The organism is Paraburkholderia sp. CHISQ3 (assembly GCF_030464945.1).
Classification (GTDB): Bacteria; Pseudomonadota; Gammaproteobacteria; order Burkholderiales; family Burkholderiaceae; genus Paraburkholderia; species Paraburkholderia megapolitana.
Genome location: NZ_JALPRG010000001.1, coordinates 84,281 through 107,792 on the forward strand (window position 1 = coordinate 84,281; position 23,512 = coordinate 107,792).

The following is a 23,512-nucleotide window of genomic DNA, read 5'->3' on the forward strand; positions in this document are numbered from 1 at the left end:
GGCCTTACATGGGTTGCTGCAAGGTCTCGCGAAGTTCGGCCTTGAGCCATTCCCGGAATGCCTGCAGCGCAGACCAATCTTCAAGGTTGGCCGGGTAGACCATGCTGTGCGGCAAAGCAAGTTCGTGCGTAATCGAAACAGACGATATCTTCACGAGCCGACCCGCATCGAGTGCATCGCTGACATAGAGCACTCGGGCGATCGCGAGCCCCAGGCCCTGTTCGGCGGCCTGCAGCATCAGCCCGATGTCGTTGAATGCCATGACCGGCTCCGGCTGCGCAATCAGTCCCGCGGCCGAAAACCAGCACTGCCATAACTCACGATCACCGAGCAAGGCAGCTTGCGTGAGCGCATCTGCTGGCTGTTGCGCCAGAAGAGCGGCTGTTTCAGGCGAGGCTACGACTACCAGCCTCGTGGGTTCGTCATACAACGGCTCGCCGGTCAAACCGGGCCACGGTCCGGCAGCGTTGCGGATACCCGCATGAAAGCCTTCCCGCGCGATATCGACTGCGCGCTGGCTCGCATCGATATCAAGCGTAATGCGCGGATATCGGCTACGCCAACGCTCGATGCGCGGCAAAAACCAGCGATTTGCGAAAGTGGGCGACATCGCGATCCGCAAATGCGTCTCGGCTGCGGACGATGCTTTGGTCGCGTCCGCGATCCCCTCGTGAATGATGTCCAGCGCGGGCACGACCTTTTTCAGCAGTGCCTCGCCCGCCGGGTTCAACACCAGGCGGCGCGCATGTCTATCGAATAACTGAAACCCAAGCCGGGCCTCCAGCGCAGCGATCTGCTGGCTCAAGGCACTGTGCGTCAGATGCAGCCTTTCGGCCGCGGCTCGCACGTTTTGTAGCTCGGCCACGGCAACGAAAGCTGGCAGGAGATTGAGGGGCATCCGCGTCATGGCTGGTAAGTATACGTGACCACCAGGGCCTGAATCGATTGATTTCATCGCTTGCGACTACCGGTTACGCTCGACGCATAGATAACCGTTCAACATTCAGTTGCACTCATGGAGCAGAGGTATGCCGGAAATCATGACTAGCGAAACCCGTTCGGATCAGCGGCCGCAAACCCCGTGCGGCATCAATCACATCGTGCTGGCGGTCAGGGATATCGAAGCGTCCCATCGCTTTTATGCCGACCTGCTCGGCTTTGTGCACGTAGGGTCATCCAGCCGGCCGGACCCCGGTGGCCTACCTCCAACCCGGTTTTACAGCGGCAGGCGTGACCAGAAATTGCACCACCACGATCTCGCGCTGGAACAGCAGGCAGAGGACTGGGACCACCATGGCGGCAGTACCCTCGATCATTTCGCTATCGAATACCCGACACTAGACGCCTGGACCAGACAGATTGAATTTCTGACAGCGAACGACATCGCACTTTCACGCAAGATTAAACGCGGCGTGACGTATAGCGTGCATCTTCGGGACCCCGATTCGAATATTGTGGAACTCGTATTCGAGTTGCCGCGGTCGGCTTGGGAAAACGATATTGAAGGCGCGCTGAATCGCGAACCTGTCGCGCTGTAGCGCACGTTGGCCTGCATCGATCGGGCTCGCACCGAGCACCGATCGAGCCGGATTCATTCCGGCAGCAGCGTCGTCAGCACATCGACCGTGCGCGCAGTCGCGCCACGATGGCGCGCGGCGAACGCCGATGCCGCCGCACCCATCGCCGTACGGCGCGGCCGGTCGACGAACAGCTCGCGCAACACGCGTGCCAGATCGGCGGGGTCCTGCACCTGCACGGCCGCACCGACTGCCACTGCATCCGCGGTAGCTTGCGTGAAGTTGAACACGTGCGGCCCAATCAGTACCGGCACACCCACCGCACACGCTTCGATCAGATTCTGCCCGCCGAGCGGCAGCAGGCTTCCACCGATAAACGCGAGATCCGACGCCGCATAGTAAGCAGCCAGCTCGCCCATCGAGTCGCCGAGCAGCACCGTCACATCGGCCGGCAGCAGGTGGTCCGGCGTACGTCCGGCCACCACCGCGCTGTCCGGCGCCCACGCCGAGCGACGCTCGCAGCGCAACCCCTTCTTCGCGACCAGCGCCGCCACTTCATCGAAGCGCTGCGGATGACGCGGCACGAGAATCAGCAATGCGTCTTCCACCGCGAGCGCGGCAAATGCCTGCAACACCAGCTCCTCTTCGCCTTCACGCGTGCTGGCCGCGACCCACACCGGCCGTGTGCCGATCGCCGCACGCCATGCGCGGCCGCGCACCGCGAGTTCCGGCGGCGCCGCCATATCGAACTTCAGATTGCCGAGCACCGCGACGTTGCGCGCACCGAGCGCGGTGAGCCGCTCCGCATCCGACGGGCTCTGCGCAAGCACGCGAGAAAAACCGCCGAACACCTCGCGCGTCGCACGACCAAACTTCGCCGCGCGCCGATACGAGCGGGCGGACATACGCGCATTGGTCAGCACGAGCGGCACATCGGCACGCCGGCACTCATCGATCAGCGCAGGCCACACCTCGGTCTCCATCACGAGGCCGAGTGAGGGACGCCACGCGCGCAGGAAGCGCCGGATCGCACCGGGCATGTCGTACGGTAGAAAGCTACGCAGCACTCGGTCGCCGAAGATCTGTTCGCCGGTAGCGCGGCCACTCGGTGTCATGTGCGTGAGAAGGATGCGCGCGTCGGGGCGTGCTTGCAGCAATGCATCGATCAGCGGTTGCGCGGCGCGCGTCTCGCCCACCGATACCGCATGCACCCAGATCAACGGCGCATCGTCTTCCGGCAAACGTCCAGGCGCATAGCCAAAGCGCTCACCGATATGCTCGCGATAACCGCGCTCGCGACGCGAGCGAATCAGCAGACGCAGCACCGCAAGCGGCGCAACGATCCACCACAGCGCGTTATAGATCGGCCTCAGCATGTGCGCTCCGGGCGGAGGCATGCAGACAGAAGACCGAAGACAGAAGAAGCGCGGCTCGCGCGAGCGGCGGCGCTCAAACGAGAGCCCTGCCCTGCAGACGTTCGAGTATGCCAAGCGGTGCGCACTCGGGCTGCGCCATCGCCTTGACCGGCAGGAAGAAGGTTTGTTCGAGCATGAACTGACCGGACATCACCGCATGCGAAGTCTGATCCGAGAAGCAGACCCACACGCAACCCGGCGGAAACGGCATGGTCTCTTGCGGCGAGACTTTCTGATAATCGAGGTCGGCCTTCATGCCGTCGTGCAGATTCAGCATCAGATGATCGTATTCGCTACGACGCGATTTGGTAACGTGCAGCAGCTTCAGCAGCCACGCGGAGCCCGGCATCTGCGGCTTGATGCGCGGCAGGAAACGCTGCGCCATATCTTCGAACGGCTCGCCGACACGCCACACACGCGGCGCGCCCTGCGGGTTCACGTTGGTGAAGACGCGCAAGATGCGCTCGCCGTAATTCGGCCGCGAAGGAAATGCATCGACATGCAGGCGGCTATCGTCCTTGCGCCACGACGTCTGCCGCGTTTCGACCTGATGCAAGCGCAAACTGGTCGGCGCAACGCGCAACTTGCCGTCGTATTCAGGGAATAGCCCATCGACGAGCGTGCGCGCATTGATCTGATAACGCGCGATCAACGCGCGCACCGCCGATTGCGTCACCGCGTCGCCCAGCACGCCATGCAGCGCGCCGCCGTTCGGTTCGAGGCTGATGTTCTTGCGCTTCGGATCGGCCAGCGCGGGATCGAGCAACGCCTGCTCGCCGCCTTCGATCGCGAAGGACAGATTTGGAAAGTACAGCACCTTGCCGCGTTCGACGCCGGCCAGCAGCGTCTCGCGCGGCACGGACAGGTTGTGTCCATGCCAGTCGCCGGTTGCCACTTCGATGATCTGGGATTCGTTCATGGTCGCCCTTGAAAACGGGTGCAGCGGTTGCATGCGGCGCTAACGCCCGGAATGTCGCTCACAGCAGGCCGAAGCCCGACAGCGTCGCCTTCACCTGATCGAGCGTCGGCGGCTGGCCCGCGGTGCCGAGATTGACGACATTCGGCGACCAGTAGCCGCCGGTGCGCCACGCGGTGGCGAAATTGTACAACTCGACCGTCGGCCGCTTCAGTGCGGCGGCAATGTGCACGAGGCCGGTGTCGACGCCGACCGTTGCAGCCGCGCCGTCGATCAATCCGACCACCGCCGGCAGCGACAGTCGCAGCGGCACGATTGCAGCCGCGCCGAACTCTTTAGCGAGCCGTTCGCTCGTCGCGCGTTCGGCGTCGCTGCCCCACGGCAGCACGATCGATGCGCCGCGTCGTATCAGCGCCTGGCCCAGTTCGATCCACGCGGCGTCGGGCCATTGCTTGTCGGCGCGCGACGTTGCGTGGACGAATACGACGTATGGCACCGGCAGGTTCAGCCCGGCCTCGCTCAGCGCGAGCGCGGCGCGGCGTGTGTCGATGCCGAAATCGATATCGTCGGTGGGTTGGGGTGGCGGGTCGCCGAGTGCGGCCGCAACCAGTTGCCGGGTCCGCTCGACCACGTGCGTACGCGGCGCGATCGGCACGCGCTTGCTGTAAAAGAAGCGCACCGGCCATTCGTAGCCCGCGCCATCGGTGCGGTTGCCGAGGCCGACCACCGGGCCGCGCGCCATGCCCGCGACCCACGCGGTCTTGATGAGCCCCTGGCAGTCGATCACGAGATCGTAGTGCTCGGCAGCGAGCGCACGCCGGAACGCGCGGATCTCGCGCCAGTTAGCCGGCGAAAACAGCCGTTTGCGCCAGCGCCGCAGCGACACCGGAATCGCGCGGTGCACGCCGTCGACGAGCTGCACCAGCGAGACGAAGCTCTCTTCGACCAGCCAGTCGATCTGCGCATCGGGATGCCGCCGGCGAATGTCGGCGATGACGGGCATGTTATGCACGACGTCGCCGAGCGACGACACCCTTACGATCAGTATCTTTTGCACGCTCAAGAGTGGAACGCCGGCAATCCGGCCCGAAGATGCGTTGAAAGGACGCAATTTTAGCGCGCTGCGGACACCAGCCTTGCATAAAACGCATAAAAAACGCGGCGCCGGGGGTGCCCCCCGCGCCGCGTCGAACCGCGACCGGTACCTTAACGCCCGGTACCACCGCGGTTATTGCCATCAAAATGGCAGCTTTGCATCCGGTTTTTCCGCGAGAATCACGCGGCGGAAGTCCTCCTGAATGCGCGAAAGTGCCGCGTCGTTATCGGCTTCGAAGCGCATCACGACGACCGGCGTCGTGTTCGACGAACGCGCGAGACCGAAACCGTCCGGATACTCGACGCGCAGACCGTCGATCTTCACGACTTCATCGGCGCCGGTGAACGTCGCGCTCTTTTGCAAACGCGCGATCAGCTCGAAGTTTTCGCCTTCTTCGAGCTTCAGTTGCAATTCAGGTGTGGAATGCGAGTTCGGCAGGCTGTTCAGCAGTGCGCTCGGATCGTTCACCTTCGAGAGAATTTCGAGTAGCCGTGCGCCCGTGTACAGGCCGTCGTCGAAACCGTACCAACGATCCTTGAAGAACACGTGGCCGCTCATTTCACCGGCGAGCGGAGCGCCGGTTTCGCGCAGCTTCGCTTTCACGAGCGAGTGGCCGGTTTTCCACATCAGCGGCACACCGCCCTTGTCGCGCACCCACTTCGCGAGATTGCGCGTGCACTTCACGTCATAAATAATTTGCGCGCCCTTGTTGCGCGATAAAACTTCTTCGGCAAACAGCATCAACTGGCGATCCGGATAGATGATCTGCCCGTCCTTCGTCACGACGCCGAGACGATCGCCGTCGCCATCGAACGCGAAGCCGATTTCCGCATCGGTTTCCTTCAACGCCTTGATCACGTCCTGAAGATTCTCCGGGTGCGCCGGGTCCGGATGGTGATTCGGGAACGTACCGTCGATCTCGGTGAACAGCTCGACGAGTTCACAACCGAGCGCCTTGAAGAGTTTCGGAGCGAGACCACCGGCGACACCGTTGCCGGTGTCCACGACAATCTTGATCGGCCGCGCGGGCTTGATGTCGCCGACGATGCGCGCCAGATACACATCCGCGATGTCGTAATCGGCGTAGCTGCCGCTGCCGGTTTCGAAGCGATCGTCGACGATGCGCTGATACAGCGCCTGAATCTGCTCGCCGTAGATGGCTGCTCCGCGCAACACCATCTTGAAGCCGTTGTAGTCGGGCGGATTGTGGCTGCCCGTCACGACAATGCACGAATCGATGCGGCGTTCGCCACCGGCCAGTGCGAGCGGCACGCTCGCGGCGAAATAACCGACCGGCGTCGGCACCATGCCGACGTTCACCACATCGACGCCCGCAGAGCGCAGGCCATCGGACAACGCGGCGATCAGCTCAGGCCCGGACAACCGGCCGTCACGCGCGACGACAACGGCATCGCCGCCCTGCGCGCGCACTTCGCTGCCGAATGCACGACCAATCGAACGGGCTGTGTCGGCGTCGAGCGTCTTGCCGATCACACCGCGGATGTCATACGCCTTGAAAATGGACTGGGAGATCATGGATAGGCTCACTTGCGTGCAAAGGAAATTTTGACCGGCGCGGCCGGCGGTGTCGGTAGACACCGCGTGGTGCGTTTGCCGGAAGCGATCGGAGGTCTACCTCTATCCAACCTTATAATTGCGGTTTTCAGATTACGCCATGCAGGTGCCTATTCTAATGCCTGGACGCGCTCCACTCATAACGTTGCCATCGGTCATGGCAAGGCGGGCCTGTTCCTGGACCGGCGCAAAGCAGCCCAGCGGCAGGCCAGGCACCGGATGCCGGCCGTGAGGCGCTTCGCGAATCCGGACGTCGCGCGGGCCCTCGCCAACATCGTCTGGCTCGGGCTCGAGCGGGTTACGCAGATCGTCGTCGCGATCGCGATCAGCGGGATGCTCGCGCGTTACTTCGGGCCCGACGTGTTCGGCAAATGGCAATACGCGAACACGCTGCTGCTCGTGCTATCGCCGATCACGTGGGTATGCGGCGCCGAAATTCTCGTGCCGACCATCGTGCACCGTCCGCAGGAACAGCTGGGCACCGTGCTGGGCAGCGCGTTCGCGTTGCGCGTGACGGTGTCGGCGGGGGCGTTACTGCTGACGTGGGCCGGTATCGCCGCGGGCTTCACCGATCCGCTCGTCGGCGCAATGCTCGCGGGTCTCGCGCTGACGATGCTGTTTCGCGAACCGCTCGTCGGTGTGGTCAACGCGTGGCTGCAGAGCATGACTTACAGCAAGCCGCAGTTGCTCACGAGCATGACGACAGCGGTGCTGAAAGCGGGCCTGGTGTTCGTACTGGTGCGTGCAGCGGCGAGTCCCGCACGCTTCGGTTGGCTATGGGCACTCGAAGCGGCGACGATCGGTATCGTGCTCGTGCTGTATTACGTGCGCCGCCACGGCTCGCTCGGATGGCGCGTCGACCGGTCGCTATTCCGCCACTTCGCGACGGCGGGCACCGTGTTCTGGATTGGCCTGATCTGCATGTACCTGTTTCTGAAGCTCGACCGGTTGATGCTCGAACGCACGATTTCGTTCGCCGATCTCGGTCGCTATTCGGCCGCGCAGCAGCTCAACGAAAACTGGATCACGCTCGCGTTGATGCTCGCGCAGACTATCGCGCCTGCCTTCGTCTATCGCGTGCAGGACGCGGTGCAGCTTAAGCGCAACATGTGGAGGCTCACCGGTATGACCGCGGTGCTGATGATCGGCGGCGCACTGGTGCTGGACCTGCTCGCGGGTTTCATCATCCGTCGGGTGTTCGGGCCCGCGTATGAAGGCGCGATCGATATTTTCCGCTGGGCCGTATGGCTGTCCGTGCCCGCGGGCATCGAGGCGATCGGCAACCTGATCGTGCTGAAGTACCAGGCGAAGTTCGTGCTGCTGTCGAAGTGGCTGCTCGCGCTGGCGGTGGCGTTCGTCGTGAACCTGCTCGCGATTCCGCGGCTTGGCGCGTATGGCGCGCTGGTTGGGCTCGCTGCCGGTTATCTTGCGGCTGCCAGCGTGAACCTCTATTACATTCGCTTCAAGCTGCGCACATGATGCCTTCCTCGTCTCCTTCCGGCGCACTAGACGACGTCGCCGTGCTAATGCCCGCGTACAACGGCCACGCGGACGTCGAGCACACGCTCGCGTCGTTCAGCGAGGACGCACTGGTGCACGTGCTGATTGTCGACGACGGCAGTACGCCACCGATCGTCGCCCCAACGCTGTCGAATCTCTCAATCGACGTTCTGCGCATGCCGCAGAACGTCGGCATCGAACGTGCGTTGCAGGCGGGTATCGATGCGCTGGCCGCGCGCGGCTACCGCTACGCGGCGCGCATCGACGCGGGCGATCTCACTGTGCCTGGTCGTCTCGCGAAGCAACGCAAGTATCTCGACACGCATCCCGAAGTGGCAGGGCTCGGCATGTGGGCGCAGGTGGTGACGCGTACCGGCGCGCCGCTTTTCATGCTGACGCCGCCCGCCACACCAGCTGGAATCCGCCGCATCCGTTTTTTGCGCGGCTGCTTCGTGCATCCTTCGATGATGCTGCGTATCGACGCAGTACAAGCCGTCGGTAACTATCGCGCGGCCTACCCCGCCGCGGAAGACCTCGATCTGTTCCTGCGGCTGATGGAACGCTACGACTGCGCGAATCTGCCGGAACTGGGCCTGTACTACGAGCTGAACGAAGGCGGTATCAGCGCGACGAAGCGGCGTCGGCAGATCGCGTCAACGTTGCGGCTGCAGATGCACTACTTCAACGCACTCAATCCGTACGACTGGCTCGGTCTCGCGAAGAATCTGCTGCATTTCGTTACGCCTTACCGGACGTTGCAGTGGGTGAAACGCATGCTGTTCGCGCCGCGCGCGGGCGCCTCGCAAGGGTCGCGTGAGTCGTGAATCACGTTCCCGTTCATCGCTCTCCCATTCTTTTAGATACCCGGCTTCGTCGCCCTGCATGAAATCCAGCCCCGCACCCACTCCTGTCGGTTCCGCACTGCGCATCAGCCTCGTCTGCAATACGGCGTGGGCCATCTATACGTATCGTCAGGGGCTGATCCGCACGCTCGTCGCCCGCGGCGTCGAGGTCACCGTGATCGCGCCGCGCGACCGCACGTTCGAACCGCTCGCGCAGATGGGCTGCCGCTGCGTCGATCTGCCGGTTGCATCGAAGGGTACGAATCCGCGCGACGACCTGCGCACGCTGTGGGCGCTGTATCGCCACTATCGCGCGATCCGGCCGCATGTCGTGTTTCACTACACGATCAAGCCGAATATCTACGGATCGATTGCGGCGAAGCTCGCGGGCGTTGCGTCGGTCGCGGTCACGACGGGGCTCGGTTATGTTTTTATCCAGTCGAGCCGCACTGCGCAGATTGCGAAGAAGCTGTACCGCTTCGCGTTCCGCTTTCCTCGCGAAATCTGGTTTTTGAATCGCGACGACATGGCCGCGTTTACCGATCAGCATCTGCTCGTGCACCCGGAGCGGGCACGCCTGCTGCATGGCGAAGGCGTCGATCTCGAACAGTTCGCGCCGACGCCGCTGCCCGAAAGCAATCAGGTCACGTTCATATTAATTGGCCGTTTGCTGTGGGATAAAGGCGTAGGAGAATATGTCGACGCCGCGCGGCAACTACGCGCACGCTATCCGAATGCGCGCTTCCAGTTGCTCGGACCGGTTGGCGTCGACAACCCGAGCGCGATCTCGCGTGAAGAAGTGGCTGCCTGGGAGCGCGAGGGCGTCATCGAGTACGGCGGTGAAGCGCACGACGTGCGCCCGTTCATCGCCGCCGCCGATTGCGTCGTGCTGCCGTCGTATCGCGAAGGCGTGCCGCGTACGCTGATGGAAGCCGCGGCAATGGGCCGCCCGATCGTCGCAACTGACGTACCCGGTTGTCGCGAAGTGGTAGCGGACGGAATCAACGGATTGCTGTGCGAAGCAAAGAGCGCAGCGAGCCTGGCAGAAAAACTGGCACAGATGCTGGACATGAGCGGCGCCGCGCGCCGCGAGATGGGCGAACGCGGCCGGCAGAAAGTCGCGGCGGAATTCGACGAGCGGGCCGTCGTCGATCGATATACAGACCTGATTCGAAACTTGACGGGCGTCTCACTCTAATGGAGCACAGCATGGCCACGAAGGGCACGATTCTGGTGACGGGCGGCGCGGGTTTTATCGGCTCGCACACGTGCGTCGAGTTGTTGAACGGCGGTTTTGACGTCGTGGTGGTCGACAATCTCGTGAACAGCAATCGCGAGTCGCTTGCACGCGTCGAACGGATTACCGGCAAACAGGTCGCGTTCTACGAAACCGATGCGCGCGACGAAACCGCGCTCCGTGCGATCTTCGATAAACATCCAATTACCGGTGCGATTCACTTTGCGGCGCTGAAGGCCGTGGGGGAATCGGTTGCGAAACCGGTCGAGTACTACCGTAACAACATCGACAGTCTGCTCGTGCTGCTTGCCGTCATGAACGAGCGCAACGTCAGGCAGTTTGTGTTCAGTTCGTCGGCGACCGTGTATGGCGTGCCGCAAAGCTCGCCGATCGATGAATCGTTCCCGCTATCGGCCACCAATCCGTATGGACAGTCGAAGCTGATCGCCGAGCAGATCCTGCGCGATCTCGAAGTATCGGATGCGAGCTGGCGCATCGCGACGCTGCGCTATTTCAACCCGGTCGGTGCGCACGAAAGCGGCCTGATTGGCGAGGATCCGTCGGGCGTGCCGAACAACCTGATGCCGTATGTCGCGCAGGTCGCGGTCGGCAAGCTCGCGAAGCTACGCGTGTTCGGCGGCGACTACGACACGCCGGATGGTACCGGCGTGCGTGACTACATTCACGTGGTCGATCTCGCGCGCGGGCACCTTCTGGCGCTCGATGCGCTGGTTGCGCGCGATGCGAGCTTCGTCGTGAATCTCGGTACGGGCCAGGGGTATAGCGTGCTCGACGTGGTGCGCGCGTTCGAGAAAGCGTCGGGGCGGCCGGTGCCGTACGAGATCGCTGCGCGGCGGCCGGGCGATGTTGCGCAGTGCTATGCGGACCCGGCGGCGGCGGAGCGGATTATCGGCTGGCGGGCGGCGTTCGGGATCGAGCGGATGTGCGCGGATCACTGGCGCTGGCAGGAGCAGAATCCGCAGGGGTTTGCGTAGTCGTCACCCCTGCCCCGCCGGTTGCGCAAACTGCGCGATCACACGTTCGCGAATCGACGGCTTGATATTCGACTGCTCCATGTTGCCGTGATAGTGCGCGACGACGCGCGGGTTCATCACCTTGAACCACAGCGGCGGCACGTACGCGAACATGATCATCGTCGCGTAGCCTGACGGCAGTTGCGGCGCACCGTCGAAGTGGCGCAGCGCCTGATACGAGCGCGTCGGATTCGCGTGATGATCGGCGTGACGCTGCAACTGATACAGGAACAGGTTCGTCACGATGCGGTTGCTGTTCCACGAGTGCTCGGGCATACAGCGCTCGTAGCGCCCGCTCGCAAGACGCTTGCGACCGAGCCCGTAGTGCTCCAGATAGTTGACCACTTCGAGCAACGACGCGCCGTACGCAGCCTGGATCAGCAGAAACGGAATCACGTGTTTGCCGAACACCGCGATCATCGCGCCCCACAGCACCACGGTCATCGCCCATGAATGCAGCACCTCGTTGCGCCAGCTCCACGGCGACTTGCCGAGACGCTCGAGGCGATGCTTTTCGAGCCGCCACGCCGAGCCGATGCTACCGAGCACCGTGCGCGGCAAGAACCCCCAGAACGATTCGCCGTAGCGCGCGCTGGCTGGATCGGGCGGCGTTGCGACGCGCACATGATGACCGCGGTTGTGTTCGACGAAGAAGTGGCCGTATGCAACCGGCGCGAGCGTGATCTTCGCGAGCCAGCGCTCGAACGGATCGGTTTTGTGGCCGAGTTCGTGCGCGGTATTGATCGACACGCCGGTGGCCGCACCGAGCGACAGCGCAAAACCAAGGTAGTCGTACCAGGTCAGCGCATGCGTGCCGACGACCCACACGGCCCCGAAGAACGAGATGTACTCGATCAATGTCGCGAGGTAGACGATGCGCCGGTAGTAGCGCTCGCGCTCTAGTGTGGGGACGACTTCATCGGGAGGATTGCTGGGGTCGTCGCCGATCAGATAGTCGAGCACCGGGATGATGCCGAACACGAAGATCGGACCGAACCACCAGAAGATGTGCCAGCCGGTCAGTAGCGCGAGGTGCGCCGCGTGCAGCGGCAACGTGATGGTCAGGGCGCCGAGAAGCCACAGGTAGCGCTTACCGTCAACCCAACGAGCCGGTGCCGCTTGCGTCGATGCCATAACGTCTCCCTCCTTGTTTCCGTCCCGCCCGGCGTACTCCGCAGGTTGCACTGCAGCGTCGCCCGGTCTGTTCCGATCTTCAAATTTATATAGCGCTGCGCGGGCCGGGCCAAGCGATCGCTCCAGGAGCGGGGCTCCAAACAGCGACGAATCGGTGGAGGACGCCGGGGCCTGCTTTGAGTGCGTGAATGAAACAGGCGTATGACGGGCTGAAGTGGGTGCGAAATGGTGGAGCGGTACGGGCGTGGTCTGTCGGCAGCGCGTGTAGCCGTGGGTGGGAAGCGTCGTTGGCTAGTTTCGCGGCGGCGCACAATTCAAGTGCCGCGCTCATGTGCCCGCTCATGTGCCCGCTCATGTGCTCGCTTAGATCGCCCTGCTTATGATCCTGCTTATCATCCCATTCACGCACGCCTGCCGATAAACACATGCATCGCACGTTCACCCGCAACGTGACGTTTGCACTCGTAACCGAGCGCATGCATATCGATACCGCCGAGCAGGCTTTCGCCGGAGCCCAACAAAACCGGCTGCACAGCCAGATGCATTTCGTCGATGAGACCGGCAAGCAGATACTGCCGGATCACCGACGCCCCGCCGCCGATGCGGATATCGCGCTCGCCCGCCGCTGCGCGCGCCTGCTCCAGCGCCGCGTGAATTCCTTCGGTAACGAAGCGAAACTCCGTGCCGCCCAGCATCGTGAGCGGTGCTCGCGCGTGATGTGTCAGCACGAAAGTCGGCGTGTGATACGGCGGCTCGTCGCCCCACCAGCCTTTCCAGCTTTCGTCGGGCCACGGGCCGCGAACGGGTCCGAACATATTGCGCCCGAGTATCCACGCTCCCATGCCGGACATGCTCTGCTCGGCCAGTTCGTTATCGATGCCGGTTTCTCCACCGTCGAGACCCTGCATCTTGCGCCAGACGCGCGTCTGAAAGAACCACGCCATCAACTCGGGACCACGTACACCCAGTGGATTCTGCAGATCCTGGTTCGGCCCGGCGCCGTAACCATCGATGGAAACCGCGAAGCTCATAACGCGCACTTTCGACATGATGTTCTCCGTGCCTAGACGGGCCGCCTGTGAGCGGGCCTGCGTCTGGATAAGGGTAGTCTGCGCGCCGCAGGGTCGCCGCGGGCCGCCGCGTATGATCGCCGATTGTGCCGGGCGCGTCGATGGTGCGCTGCACATCGTCATGCCGCGGTGGGCGCCGCAAAACAGCGAGTTTTTGCGCGGATCAGATCGTATCGAATCCGTATAGCGATGCCGGATTGTCGACGAGTATGGTCCGCCGCACCGCTGGATCGGGCGCCCATCGCGACAGCAGGTCGAGCATCGCGCGGTCGTCGGGGACGGGCTTACGGTTCGGATGCGGCCAGTTGCTCGCCCACAGGCAACGCTCGGGATGCGCGGCCGCAAGCGCCTGCGCCAGCGCGCTGACGTCGTCGTAATGCGGTGGACCGACGCGCGACGTCTCATACGGCGCCGAGATCTTCACCCACGTGTTGCCGGCATCGAGTAACTCAAGCAGGCTGCGAAACGCTGCATGTTCCGGTGTGACCGGTTCGAGAAATTTGCCGGTGTGATCGAGCGACAATCTGCACGGCAGTGTGCGCAGTTTCGCCGCATAGTCCGGCAGCTCGCGCCCGTCGAGTTGCAGGTTAACGACCCAGTCGAACTCTGCAATCCGCGCGGCAAGTCCTTCGAGATCGCTCCACCCGAGCAGGCCGCCCGCGCCCGGAATCATCATGAAACGCACACCACGTACGCCGGCATCGTGCATTGCCCGCAGTTCCGCTGCAGGTGTATCGGGACGAATCACGACGATGCCGCGCGCGGCGCCATCGGCAAGCGTGAGCGCTTCGAGCAGGCAGCGATTGTCGAACCCGTACCCCGTCGGCTGGACCAGAACCGCGCGCGTGAGACCGAGACTGCGCTGTACCGCCGCGTACTGTGTCCACGAAGCTTGCGGTGGAGCAAACGTCGCCGTCCCCGCAAGCGGGTAGCGTTCGAGTTCGTAGATATGCACGTGACAGTCGCACGCGCCGGCCATCGGGTTCGAAGACGTCGTGCTCATTGGCGCGCTCCCTGCGCAGTGTTAGAAAAGCCAGGCAGGCGCGCGAGTCGCGTCGCGTGCTCCGCATTGACCGAGTGCGCAGGCAGCCGGCCCTCGACGAGCGCGCGGACCTGTTCGACGGTATCCATGGCTTGATGTTCGATTGCGGGTGGCGTGAGGCCGCCGACGTGCGGTGTCGCTACGACTTTCGGATGAGCCGCGAGCGTGGCGGCCGGCATCTGGTCGGTCGCGCGGCCGACATCGATGGCAGCGCCCTTGATAACGCCTCGATCCAATGCGTCGATCAGCGCATCGTCATCGACAAGTTCACCACGCGACGCATTGATGAAGAACGCGTCAGGCCGCATCCGCGCAAACGCAGCGCGGCCAAACAGATTCGCGGTCTCGGGCACCGCGGGCGCGAGGCAGACGACGTAATCGCTATGCGCGAGCACATCGTCGAACGAAGCCGCTTCGACATCCGTGTCGTCGATCGTCGCGTGCGGATCGTAGACACGCACCGACATATCGAGCGCTCGCGCGAGCCGCGCAAGACGTCGCCCGATAAAACCATAGCCCACGATGCCGAGCGTCGAGGCCCGCAACTCGCGTCCCATCGCAATCGCGGGTGTGCGCTGCTGCCAGTAGGCTGCCGCCGATGCACTAAGCCCGCGGCTCAGATCGATCATCGCACCGACGATCCACTCCGCCACCGACGTATCGAATCCCGGCGTCGCGCGCGTAACGAGCACGCCGTGACGGCTCGCCGCCTCGACATCGATGTTGCGGATATCCACGGCGACACGACAGATCGCGACGAGGTCCGGCAACCGCTCGAAGAATGCCGCGGGCGCTGCCGCGTCGCGGCTTGCGACAACGATGTCGTGGCCGGCCGCGACGTCGACGAATTCGTCGAGCGTGAGCAGGCGTCCGTGCGGGTTGAGCGTCACGTCGCCGAGCGCACGCAGTTGCGCAAGCGCGCGGGCACCGTAGTAGTTTTTCAACGCATCGGGGGTATGCGTCAGATAGATCCGGGTCATAGCGTAGTGGCAGTCTTTCTGGCGCGAGCGGGCGCAGCAACCGACTGGCGCGCGATCAGAACGGGTTGGAAGAGAAAATCGGATGGCGGCAGATCCGGGTTGGTCGAGCGCTGAATCGCCCGCTCGACCATCGCATCGGCCATTTCCGCGAGCGGCATCGCCACCGACGTCAGCCCAGGATTAACGAACCCCGACACCTGCAGGCCATCCATGCCGATCACCGAGACGTCTTCCGGCACGCGCAGCCCGAGTCGCGTCAGGCCCGACATCAGGCCGATTGCGAGCATGTCGTTGACGGTCACGATGCCGGTCGGCATCGGTCGCAGCGCGGCGACCTGGCTCGCCATCGCGAAGCCGAGATCCGCCAGTTCGGAGTCGCCGAACGCTTCCGACACCTGCCCTTCGACCACGCTCGCCGAATAGGACGCGCCCGGGCACAAGGACACACGTTCGCGAAAGCCCTCGATCTTCTCGCCACGGCTAACGGTCTTGCCATGCGGCAGCAGAAACGCGAGCTGGCGGTGACCGTGGCTGATCAGGTGATCGGCGGCGAGATAGCCAGCCTGATAGTTGTCGGGCGACATGTGATCGACGCGCGAATGCGTATCGCCGCCCGCGCCGCGGTCATAGCTAACGACGGCGAGGCCGCGCGACACCGCTTTTTCGAGGTGACGCTCGTCGTCGAGCGACGAAATCACGATCACCGCGCGCACACCAAACGACAGCAGATCGTCGAACATGCGCGCTTCCTGCTGCTTGTCGCGATGCGTGTTGCCGAGCAGCAGCCGGTAGTTGAAGCGCCGTTGCGCAGCCGCTTCGATGTTCAGCGCGAGCTGGCCGTACATCGGATTGGCCGTGGAGGGCACCAATAACCCGAGCATCGGTGTGTGGCCGGTTTTCAGCTGGCGCGCCACGCGGTTCGGGCTGAACGACAGTGTACGGATCGCGTCTTCGACACGCGACCAAGTCTGGGCGCTCAGTTTGTCGGTACGGCCGTTGAGCACGTTCGATACCGAACTCGTCGATACGCCGGCGAGCGCGGCGACATCGTGAATCGTTGCCGTGGTCCTGTCGGTTGCCATAGGTTGTCTGTCTCTTTGCGTATGAAGTTTCCAGATCAGGCCATGTTGAAATGCCGTGGCAGCCACAGCGAAATCGACGGCACCAGCACCAGTAGCGCGAGCATCACAGCCAATAACGCGAGGTATTTGAGCATGTGGCGCGCCACGTCTTCACCGCGCGTACCGGTCATCGCGCAGGTGGCGAAAAGCCCGAGGCCGAACGGTGGGGCGAACAGGCCGAGCCCCATCGCCGTGACCGCAATCGTGCCGAAGTGCAGCGGATTGATGCCGAGTTGTACGGCGATCGGCACCAGCAGCGGCCCGAAGATAATCAACGCGGGCGCACCTTCGAGCACCGCGCCGAACACGATCATGATCAGCACCGACACACCGAGAAACGCGACGCTGCCGTAGTCGTGCGCGAGCGTCAGCATGGTGGCCGACAGCAGCGCGGGGATCTGCATGACGGTCAGCGCATACGCGACGCCAGATGCAGCCGCGACGATAAAGAGAATCCCCGCCGCCATCGATGAAGCACGCACAAACAAACGCGCAACGGAGCGCACCGTGAGTTCGCGAAACGCAAGGCCACCTACGACAAGCGCATACACCACCGCAAACGCCGATACCTCGGTCGAAGTAGCAACACCCGAGGTCACGCCCTTGCCGATCATCACGACCATCACGAGTGCGACCAGCGCGCCGCCAAGTAACCGCAGCAACGGCGTACGCGCAGGAAACGCCGTCCGCGGATCGATCTTCTTGCCGAAGATCACGACCATCGTCGACAGCGCGAGCGCCATCACGATGGCAGGCACGATGCCCGCGAGAAACAGTCCGCCGATCGAGATGTTCGCGACGAAACCGATGATGATCATGTTGATGCACGGCGGAATTGTTTCAGCCATCACCGCCGATGCCGCGAGTACCGCCGCCGTCTCGTTTGCGTCCTGACGCGTGCGCCGCACCGCCGGCACGACGATCCCGCCGACCGCCGCGATGTCGGCGAGCTTCGAACCCGACACACCGGAGAAGAACGCGGTGGCAAGAATCGCAATCAGGTTCATCGAACCGCGCACGCGGCCGAAGATGCGCACCAGCAATTCGATCAAGCGCGCCGACATGCCGTTCGCTTCCATCAGCAGACCGGCCAGCACGAAGAACGGAATGGCGAGCAGCACGAAGTGGTCGATGCCGGCCATCACCTGCTGCGAATAGATGATCATCGGCAGGCTGGGTTCGCTGATGAAGAACAGCAGTGCGGCGAGAGCAAGCACGAAGGCGATCGGTACACCGACCGCGAGGCTGCCGGCAAAGCCTGCGAGCAGCAGTACCCACGGCGCAATTGCGTACGCGTCGAACAGCGTGTTCCAGGCGTAGACCGCAGCGACGATCGCGCAGCAGCCGGCTAGCGTGAACCATGTGCCTCGGGTTGCACCGCGCACGGCGTTGGCGATGCCGACGGCCGTCATCAACAGTGCGCCCAGCAGCACCGGCAACACGCCGATCCATTGCGGCAGGCCCATCGGTGTGGTGACGTTTGCCGCATCGCCGAGCAGTTGCCACGCCGACCACGCAAGCCCTCCCGCGGTTCCGGCGACGATCCAGCCGCCGGTCTGCGTGGCCACTGGCCGCCACGCAGCGGGTAGCAAACCGCGAAAGAAATCGATATGCACATGCTGGCCGCGCGCAAGCACAGTCGCCCCGCCGAGAAACACCAGCATCACCATCAGATCGCCCGCGATTTCCTCGGCCCAGTCGACCGGGTGATGAACGAAGTAACGCAGGATCACCGAGACGAAGACGACTAGCACGTCGAGTGCGAGCACCACCGCGCACAGTCGCTCGACCAGAACGCACAGCGTGGCCAGTGTCCGGCCTACGAAACCGCCTGTGCCGAAACTCCACGTGCCCGACGTTGCGCCGTGCGTGCCGCTTGCCTCGCTCGCTTCATCACGCAGACCAACGCCACGCATCTGACTCAGTGATTCGTTCATGTCCCGACTCCCGTGGTTATGCGCGAGTCTTGTCGATCGCGGCCAGCACCGGCGCGGTCACCGGATACGTGCGCGTGAACGGCACCCACAACTGATCGCGCATCATCTTGCGCACGGTGTCGCGCTCCGCGGTCGCCATCGGGTAGAAAGTCATGCCCTGCTTTTGCAGCGTCGCGAGCGCGTCGGCGCCCTTGGTGACGGCTTCCTTGCGCTGATACAGGCTCGCCTCGCTGGCAGCAGCGCGAAACGGTTGTTGCAGCGGCGTGGGAATTTTCGCGAGACCGCGCTTACCGATCACGACGATGCACGGACTGAACAGATGGTTGGTCTGCCAGCTATTCTTCACAACCTCGTTCAACTTGTTCGACAGCACGCTCGCCGCGTCGTGTTCGAAGCCCTCCACCACGCCGGTCTGCACCGCCGTGTAGACCTCGTTGAACGCAATCGGCGTCGGGATCGCGCCCATCAGCTTGAAGGTTTCGACAAACGCCTGAGTCGGCAGCACGCGCAGCTTGACGTTCTTTAGCTGCGCGAGATTCTTGATCGCGGGCTTCGTGTACACGCTACGACCGTTGAAGTGCGAGCCCCAGCCGATCACCGAACAACCGGTGCGCGTTTGCAACAGATTGTCGTAGACGCCGGCCACGCCACCGTCCACCGCGCGAGCAACGTGTGCGTAGTCGCCGAACAGAAAGCCGAGATCGAGCAGTGCGAGTTCGGGCAACGCGGTCGCCCAGATCGAACTGCCCGTAATCATCATGTCGATTGAACCGAGCCTGACCTGCTGCACGACGTCGGCTTCCTTGCCCAGTTGCCCGTTCGCGAAGAAGTCGACGCGGATCTGCTCGCCGACGCTCTTCTTCAGGTTCTCGGCGAAGCGCTGGTACCAGATGTAGTGCGCGGAGTTACCGTCGGCCGTCATCGTCGATGAGAAGCGCAGCGCGATGGGCGCGCTCGCGCGGCCGATCGCCGGCACCGATAGCGCCGCGGCCGCGGCTGTCGCGCTCTGGATAAAACGGCGACGGGTGACCTGCATGACGGTGTCTCCTATGTTTTGTAAAACGTTCTACCAAACCGTTTGACTCATCATAGAGAGGACAGCCGGGGGCTTCAATGATCGAGGGTTAACACGGAATATGAGGGAATACCCCCAGTCTTTCCGTCGACGGAATCGTCCTGGATGGCCTCGCGCACCTCAGTCGTCTCACTCGCCTCGCTCATCGCCGGCCCGTTCCCGCGCCTGAATTGCGCGACATCCCGCAGCGGCGGCGCCCCGAACAGCCGGCTGTATTCGCGGCTGAACTGCGAAGGACTGTCGTAACCCACCCTGATCGCCACCGAGCGGACATCCCCGCTGTGCCTGAGCAACAACCGCCGCGCCTCATGCAGCCGAAGTTGCTTCTGATACTGCAGCGGGCTCAACGTCGTGACGTTCTTGAAGTGATGATGCAGCGACGACACGCTCATGTTGACCTGCTGCGCGAGCGTCTCCACCCGTAGCGGCTCGGTGTAGTGATGCTGGATCCATTCGATTGCCCGCGCGATCCGGTATGTCTGGCTGCCGGTCACGGCCACGTGTCGCAAGCGCGTCCCCATCTCGCTCGTCATCAACCGGTAGAGCAATTCCTTCTCGATGAGCGGCGCGAGGATCGGGATGTCGCCAGGAGTATCGAGCAATCGGGCGAGCCGCAGCGCGGTATCGAAAACGGGGGTCGACAGCGGACCTACCGCGATCCCCTCTTCCGCCGGCACGGCCTCCGGCTCCGGCAGATGCAACTGCGCCGCCAGCTCGACGATGCGTTGTGGATCGAGTGCAAGCTTCATGCACAGATAGGGCTCGGCGGCGGACGCCCGGGTCACTTGCGACATCGTCGGCAGGTCGACGGACGTCACGAGGCAATGCAGGTGATCGTACTGATACGCGTGCCCCGCGACCACGACCCGCTTGGCGCCCTGGGCTGCAAACACGAATGCCGAGTGCGAAACGCCGCAGCCGAGATCGACGGGCGCCGAACAACGGTAGAACGACAGCGAGGGAATCGCCGTCTGATGGCCGCCGTCGCAGGGCGCGAAGCGACCGATGAGCGCGGCCAGTTCGCGGCGGGCCGTTTCGCGCGATGCCGAGGCATCGAACCACGAGGCATTCTGTTCCATACGCTTTGAAATCGGTTGAGGACATTGAGCATACTGAATCCCCAGCGGACCACCCGCATCCGCCCGCCGGATTTGCAGCATTGTTCAATATTTTTGCAGGATTGTGTAAGCACAACGGCGCGCCGTCCTTCACACTCCCGCGTACACCCGGCGCCAAGTCCGGGCTTTCCCCCACGGAGAGAGTTCATGTCCACATCGTTTGTCCTGAACGGCAAGAACATCACGCTCGATGCCGATCCCACCACCCCACTACTCTGGGCGATCCGCGAGGACGCCGGCCTGCACGGCACGAAGTTCGGCTGCGGCATGGCGCAATGCGGCGCGTGCACAGTCCATCTGGAGGGCGAAGCCACGCGTTCGTGCGTGCTGCCGCTCGCCGCGGTGGCCGGCAAGCGCATCACGACGATTGAAGGCATTACCAGCGCGCCCGCCAAAGCGATCCAGGCCGCGTGGGTCAAGCTGCAGGTGCCGCAGTGCGGGTACTGTCAGTCCGGACAGATCATGTCCGCGACCGCTTTGCTCGAACGCAATGCGACACCGACCGACGCCGATATCGACAGCGCGATGAGCGGCAACCTGTGCCGCTGTGCGACCTATAACCGCATTCGTGCGGCCATCCACGAAGCCGCCGCTACCTTGAAGGTCTGAGCCATGACGACCGATCTCGATCTCAAGGATGTGGTGCGCCCGTCCCGCCGGACTTTTCTGAAAGCAACCGGCACTGTCGCCGCAGTGGGTTTGATCGTTGGCTTCGAGTGGGTGGGCACCGGTCGCCGCGCACTCGCCGCCACGCTGCCGAATGCGGAGTTCGTACCGAATGCGTTCGTGCGTGTGGCGCCCGACAACAGCATCACGATCATCGCCAAGCACGTCGAAATGGGCCAGGGTGCGTACACCGGCCTCGCGACGATCCTCGCCGAAGAACTCGATGCGAACTGGCAGGACGTGCGCGTCGAAAGCGCCCCCGCCGATGCGAAACGCTACGCGAATCTCGCGTTCGGCACGATCCAGGGCACAGGCGGCAGCTCGGCGATGGCCAACTCGTGGATGCAGATGCGTGAAGCCGGCGCGAAAGCGCGTGCGATGCTGGTGTCCGCTGCGGCTGCGCAATGGCAGGTACCTGCCGCCGAACTGACGACGCGCGACGGCAGCGTTCATCACACCGCCAGTAACCGCACAGCGACGTATGGCTCGCTTGCGTCGGCCGCCGCGCGTTTGCCGGTGCCGGACAAGGTCACACTCAAGTCGCCGCAGGATTTTCGTCTGATCGGCCAGCAGCTACCACGCGTCGACGTGCCGCCGAAAACCAACGGCACCGCGCAGTTCACACTCGACGTAACGTTTCCCGGCATGCTGGTCGCGCTGCTGCAACGGCCGCCGCTATTCGGTGCGACGGTTAAATCGTTCGATGCATCGGCGGCGAAGGCCGTGCCTGGTGTCGTTTCGGTCGTGCAGGTGCCGGGCGGTGTCGCGGTGGTTGCGAAGGGCTTCTGGGCGGCGAAACAGGGCCGCGATGCGCTGAAGGTCGAGTGGGACGATACGAAGGCCGAGAAGCGCAGTTCCGACGCGATCATGAGCGAGTACCGGCAGCTCGCCGAGAAGCCAGGCGCATCCGCGAAGAAAGTCGGCGATGCGACGCAGGCGCTGGCGGGCGCGGCGAAGAAGGTCTCGGCCACCTACTCGTTCCCCTACCTCGCGCATGCACCGATGGAACCGCTCGATGCCGTCGTCAAGCTCACCGCGGACAGCTGCGAGATCTGGGCCGGCGACCAGTTCCAGACCGTCGACCAGGGCAACGCCGCACGCACGGCGGGGCTCGACCCGCAGCAGGTGAAGATACACACGCTGTATGCCGGCGGAAGTTTCGGACGACGCGCGAACGTCTGGTCGGACTACATCGTCGAGGCTGTATCGATCGCGAAAGCGCTCGGTGCAAACGGCACGCCGGTCAAGCTGCAATGGACGCGCGAGGACGATATCCACGGCGGTCTCTATCGGCCGATGTATTTCCACAAGCTCGACGCCGGACTGAGCGCCGACGGCAAGCTGGTGGGCTGGCGGCACAGGATCGTCGGGCAGTCGATCATCGCCGGTACACCATTCGCCGACGGCATGATCAAGGACGGGATCGACGCAACGTCCGTCGAAGGTGCTGCGAACATCGCCTATGCGATTCCGAATGTGTCCGTCGAACTGACGACCACGCAAACCGGCGTGCCGGTGTTGTGGTGGCGCGTGGTTGGCAGCTCGCACACGGCGTTCGCAGTGGAAGCGTTCATCGATGAAGCCGCGCACGCCGCAGGCAAGGATCCGTTCGTGTTTCGCCGCGATCTGCTTGCGGAAGAACCACGTATGCGGGCCGTGCTTGAACTCGCGGCGCAGAAAGCCGGTTGGAATCCGGCTACGCCGCTACCGCAAGGACGTGGCCGCGGCATTGCAGTGGCCGAAGCGTTCAAGACGTTCGTCGCCCAGGTCGCGGAAGTCTCCGTCGACAAGGACGGCAACGTGAAAGTGGAGCGCGTTGTCTGTGCGGTGGATTGCGGCACGCCGATCAATCCCGACATCATTACCGCGCAGATGGAAGGTGGTATCGGCTTCGGCCTGGGCGCCGCGCTGCACAGTGCGATTACGTTGAAGGACGGTCGGGTCGAGCAGAATAACTTCGACACCTACCAGGTGCTGCGGATGTCGGAGATGCCGAAGGTCGAGGTGCATATCGTGCAGTCGGGTGAAGCGCCGACTGGTGTCGGGGAGCCCGGGGTTGCGCCGGTTGGGCCTGCGGTGGCGAATGCGATTTTTGCGGCTACGGGGAAGCGGATTCATGTGTTACCGTTTCCGGGGGAGGCGGAGAAGAGCGCCTGATTGACTGATGTCGACGCGGGCGCAGGCTTGGCCCGCGCCCGCAATTGTGCAGCAGCCTGTTGCACAATTGCCCTGGCGAT

The 23,512-nt window shown here is 63.5% G+C and carries 19 protein-coding genes and 1 pseudogene; 7 read left to right on the forward strand and 13 right to left on the reverse strand.

Annotated features, from left to right (window positions below; all coding sequences use genetic code 11):
• Positions 1 to 4 precede the first annotated feature (4 nt).
• Positions 5 to 955, reverse strand: a complete 951-nt coding sequence (locus tag M0D65_RS00415) for a LysR substrate-binding domain-containing protein (protein WP_266250286.1) — start codon at positions 953 to 955, stop codon at positions 5 to 7.
• 73 nt (positions 956 to 1,028) lie between these two features.
• Between M0D65_RS00415 and M0D65_RS00420 the strand changes: the two genes are divergently transcribed.
• Positions 1,029 to 1,538 carry a VOC family protein gene (locus M0D65_RS00420; RefSeq protein WP_266250288.1) on the forward strand — a complete coding sequence of 170 codons (510 nt, stop codon included), beginning with the start codon at positions 1,029 to 1,031 and terminating at the stop codon, positions 1,536 to 1,538.
• 53 nt (positions 1,539 to 1,591) lie between these two features.
• On the opposite strand, the gene waaA is transcribed toward M0D65_RS00420, so the two are convergent.
• From waaA to M0D65_RS00440, 4 genes are all read right to left on the reverse strand, one after another.
• Positions 1,592 to 2,893: a lipid IV(A) 3-deoxy-D-manno-octulosonic acid transferase gene (gene waaA, locus M0D65_RS00425; RefSeq protein ID WP_266250290.1), complete on the reverse strand. Its 1,302-nt coding sequence runs from the start codon at positions 2,891 to 2,893 to the stop codon at positions 1,592 to 1,594.
• 73 nt (positions 2,894 to 2,966) lie between these two features.
• Positions 2,967 to 3,851 (reverse strand): Kdo hydroxylase family protein, encoded by an 885-nt coding sequence (locus M0D65_RS00430; protein WP_091010777.1) that lies wholly within the window; start codon positions 3,849 to 3,851, stop codon positions 2,967 to 2,969.
• A 58-nt stretch (positions 3,852 to 3,909) separates the two neighbouring features.
• Positions 3,910 to 4,911 (reverse strand): lipopolysaccharide heptosyltransferase I, encoded by a 1,002-nt coding sequence (waaC, locus tag M0D65_RS00435; protein ID WP_308076516.1) that lies wholly within the window; start codon positions 4,909 to 4,911, stop codon positions 3,910 to 3,912.
• A gap of 174 nt (positions 4,912 to 5,085) precedes the next feature.
• Positions 5,086 to 6,480: a phosphomannomutase/phosphoglucomutase gene (locus M0D65_RS00440; RefSeq protein WP_266250293.1), complete on the reverse strand. Its 1,395-nt coding sequence runs from the start codon at positions 6,478 to 6,480 to the stop codon at positions 5,086 to 5,088.
• 258 nt (positions 6,481 to 6,738) lie between these two features.
• Between M0D65_RS00440 and M0D65_RS00445 the strand changes: the two genes are divergently transcribed.
• From M0D65_RS00445 to galE, 4 genes are read left to right on the forward strand one after another with little or no spacing between them, the layout of a single operon-like run.
• Entirely contained in the window at positions 6,739 to 7,998 is a 1,260-nt protein-coding gene (locus M0D65_RS00445; protein ID WP_266250295.1) for an oligosaccharide flippase family protein, read from the forward strand.
• Positions 7,998 to 8,843, forward strand: a complete 846-nt coding sequence (locus M0D65_RS00450) for a glycosyltransferase (RefSeq protein WP_266251160.1) — start codon at positions 7,998 to 8,000, stop codon at positions 8,841 to 8,843. The genes M0D65_RS00445 and M0D65_RS00450 overlap by 1 nt, the downstream gene beginning before the upstream one ends.
• A gap of 58 nt (positions 8,844 to 8,901) precedes the next feature.
• Positions 8,902 to 10,059, forward strand: coding sequence for a glycosyltransferase family 4 protein (locus tag M0D65_RS00455; RefSeq protein WP_266250297.1), 1,158 nt, complete (start codon positions 8,902 to 8,904; stop codon positions 10,057 to 10,059).
• Positions 10,060 to 10,070: 11 nt separating this feature from the next.
• A complete protein-coding gene (galE, locus tag M0D65_RS00460; protein WP_266250299.1) occupies positions 10,071 to 11,093 on the forward strand; it encodes a UDP-glucose 4-epimerase GalE in 1,023 nt (340 codons plus the stop codon).
• A 3-nt stretch (positions 11,094 to 11,096) separates the two neighbouring features.
• Here the strand turns inward: galE and M0D65_RS00465 are convergent, their stop codons facing one another.
• The 8 genes and pseudogenes from M0D65_RS00465 to M0D65_RS00500 all read right to left on the reverse strand — a co-directional run.
• The gene (locus tag M0D65_RS00465; protein WP_266250301.1) at positions 11,097 to 12,266 is read right to left on the reverse strand and encodes an alkane 1-monooxygenase; all 1,170 of its coding nucleotides are present in this window, start codon (positions 12,264 to 12,266) and stop codon (positions 11,097 to 11,099) included.
• Positions 12,267 to 12,667: 401 nt separating this feature from the next.
• Positions 12,668 to 13,315: a dihydrofolate reductase family protein gene (locus M0D65_RS00470; RefSeq protein ID WP_266250303.1), complete on the reverse strand. Its 648-nt coding sequence runs from the start codon at positions 13,313 to 13,315 to the stop codon at positions 12,668 to 12,670.
• Between the two features lie 184 nt (positions 13,316 to 13,499).
• Positions 13,500 to 14,339 (reverse strand): amidohydrolase, encoded by an 840-nt coding sequence (locus tag M0D65_RS00475; RefSeq protein WP_266250305.1) that lies wholly within the window; start codon positions 14,337 to 14,339, stop codon positions 13,500 to 13,502.
• A complete protein-coding gene (locus M0D65_RS00480; RefSeq protein WP_266250307.1) occupies positions 14,336 to 15,358 on the reverse strand; it encodes an NAD(P)-dependent oxidoreductase in 1,023 nt (340 codons plus the stop codon). The genes M0D65_RS00475 and M0D65_RS00480 overlap by 4 nt, the downstream gene beginning before the upstream one ends.
• On the reverse strand, positions 15,355 to 16,440 hold the full coding sequence (locus tag M0D65_RS00485) for a LacI family DNA-binding transcriptional regulator (RefSeq protein ID WP_091010747.1): 1,086 nt from the start codon (positions 16,438 to 16,440) through the stop codon (positions 15,355 to 15,357). Before M0D65_RS00485 ends, M0D65_RS00480 begins: the two co-directional genes overlap by 4 nt.
• Positions 16,441 to 16,475: 35 nt before the next feature.
• On the reverse strand, positions 16,476 to 18,416 hold the full coding sequence (locus M0D65_RS00490) for a TRAP transporter large permease subunit (RefSeq protein WP_266250309.1): 1,941 nt from the start codon (positions 18,414 to 18,416) through the stop codon (positions 16,476 to 16,478).
• Positions 18,417 to 18,432: 16 nt separating this feature from the next.
• Positions 18,433 to 19,452, reverse strand: a complete 1,020-nt coding sequence (locus M0D65_RS00495; protein ID WP_266250311.1) for a TRAP transporter substrate-binding protein — start codon at positions 19,450 to 19,452, stop codon at positions 18,433 to 18,435.
• Positions 19,453 to 19,628: 176 nt separating this feature from the next.
• Positions 19,629 to 20,570: pseudogene (locus M0D65_RS00500) on the reverse strand (AraC family transcriptional regulator N-terminal domain-containing protein); the annotation flags it as partial.
• A 186-nt stretch (positions 20,571 to 20,756) separates the two neighbouring features.
• Between M0D65_RS00500 and M0D65_RS00505 the strand changes: the two are divergent.
• Both M0D65_RS00505 and M0D65_RS00510 read left to right on the forward strand, forming a co-directional pair.
• Positions 20,757 to 21,218: a (2Fe-2S)-binding protein gene (locus M0D65_RS00505; protein ID WP_266250313.1), complete on the forward strand. Its 462-nt coding sequence runs from the start codon at positions 20,757 to 20,759 to the stop codon at positions 21,216 to 21,218.
• Between the two features lie 3 nt (positions 21,219 to 21,221).
• Entirely contained in the window at positions 21,222 to 23,432 is a 2,211-nt protein-coding gene (locus tag M0D65_RS00510; RefSeq protein WP_266250315.1) for a xanthine dehydrogenase family protein molybdopterin-binding subunit, read from the forward strand.
• Positions 23,433 to 23,512: the final 80 nt, after the last annotated feature.

Bases quoted from the DNA above. Each gene is read 5' to 3' on its own strand.
- M0D65_RS00415 (WP_266250286.1), bottom strand. From the start codon at position 955: ATGAAATCAATCGATTCAGGCCCTGGTGGTCACGTATACTTACCAGCC.
- M0D65_RS00420 (WP_266250288.1), top strand. From the start codon at position 1,029: ATGCCGGAAATCATGACTAGCGAAACCCGTTCGGATCAGCGGCCGCAA.
- waaA (WP_266250290.1), bottom strand. From the start codon at position 2,893: ATGCTGAGGCCGATCTATAACGCGCTGTGGTGGATCGTTGCGCCGCTT.
- M0D65_RS00430 (WP_091010777.1), bottom strand. From the start codon at position 3,851: ATGAACGAATCCCAGATCATCGAAGTGGCAACCGGCGACTGGCATGGA.
- M0D65_RS00440 (WP_266250293.1), bottom strand. From the start codon at position 6,480: ATGATCTCCCAGTCCATTTTCAAGGCGTATGACATCCGCGGTGTGATC.
- M0D65_RS00445 (WP_266250295.1), top strand. From the start codon at position 6,739: ATGCCGGCCGTGAGGCGCTTCGCGAATCCGGACGTCGCGCGGGCCCTC.
- M0D65_RS00450 (WP_266251160.1), top strand. From the start codon at position 7,998: ATGCCTTCCTCGTCTCCTTCCGGCGCACTAGACGACGTCGCCGTGCTA.
- M0D65_RS00455 (WP_266250297.1), top strand. From the start codon at position 8,902: ATGAAATCCAGCCCCGCACCCACTCCTGTCGGTTCCGCACTGCGCATC.
- galE (WP_266250299.1), top strand. From the start codon at position 10,071: ATGGCCACGAAGGGCACGATTCTGGTGACGGGCGGCGCGGGTTTTATC.
- M0D65_RS00465 (WP_266250301.1), bottom strand. From the start codon at position 12,266: ATGGCATCGACGCAAGCGGCACCGGCTCGTTGGGTTGACGGTAAGCGC.
- M0D65_RS00470 (WP_266250303.1), bottom strand. From the start codon at position 13,315: ATGTCGAAAGTGCGCGTTATGAGCTTCGCGGTTTCCATCGATGGTTAC.
- M0D65_RS00475 (WP_266250305.1), bottom strand. From the start codon at position 14,339: ATGAGCACGACGTCTTCGAACCCGATGGCCGGCGCGTGCGACTGTCAC.
- M0D65_RS00480 (WP_266250307.1), bottom strand. From the start codon at position 15,358: ATGACCCGGATCTATCTGACGCATACCCCCGATGCGTTGAAAAACTAC.
- M0D65_RS00485 (WP_091010747.1), bottom strand. From the start codon at position 16,440: ATGGCAACCGACAGGACCACGGCAACGATTCACGATGTCGCCGCGCTC.
- M0D65_RS00490 (WP_266250309.1), bottom strand. From the start codon at position 18,416: ATGAACGAATCACTGAGTCAGATGCGTGGCGTTGGTCTGCGTGATGAA.
- M0D65_RS00495 (WP_266250311.1), bottom strand. From the start codon at position 19,452: ATGCAGGTCACCCGTCGCCGTTTTATCCAGAGCGCGACAGCCGCGGCC.
- M0D65_RS00505 (WP_266250313.1), top strand. From the start codon at position 20,757: ATGTCCACATCGTTTGTCCTGAACGGCAAGAACATCACGCTCGATGCC.
- M0D65_RS00510 (WP_266250315.1), top strand. From the start codon at position 21,222: ATGACGACCGATCTCGATCTCAAGGATGTGGTGCGCCCGTCCCGCCGG.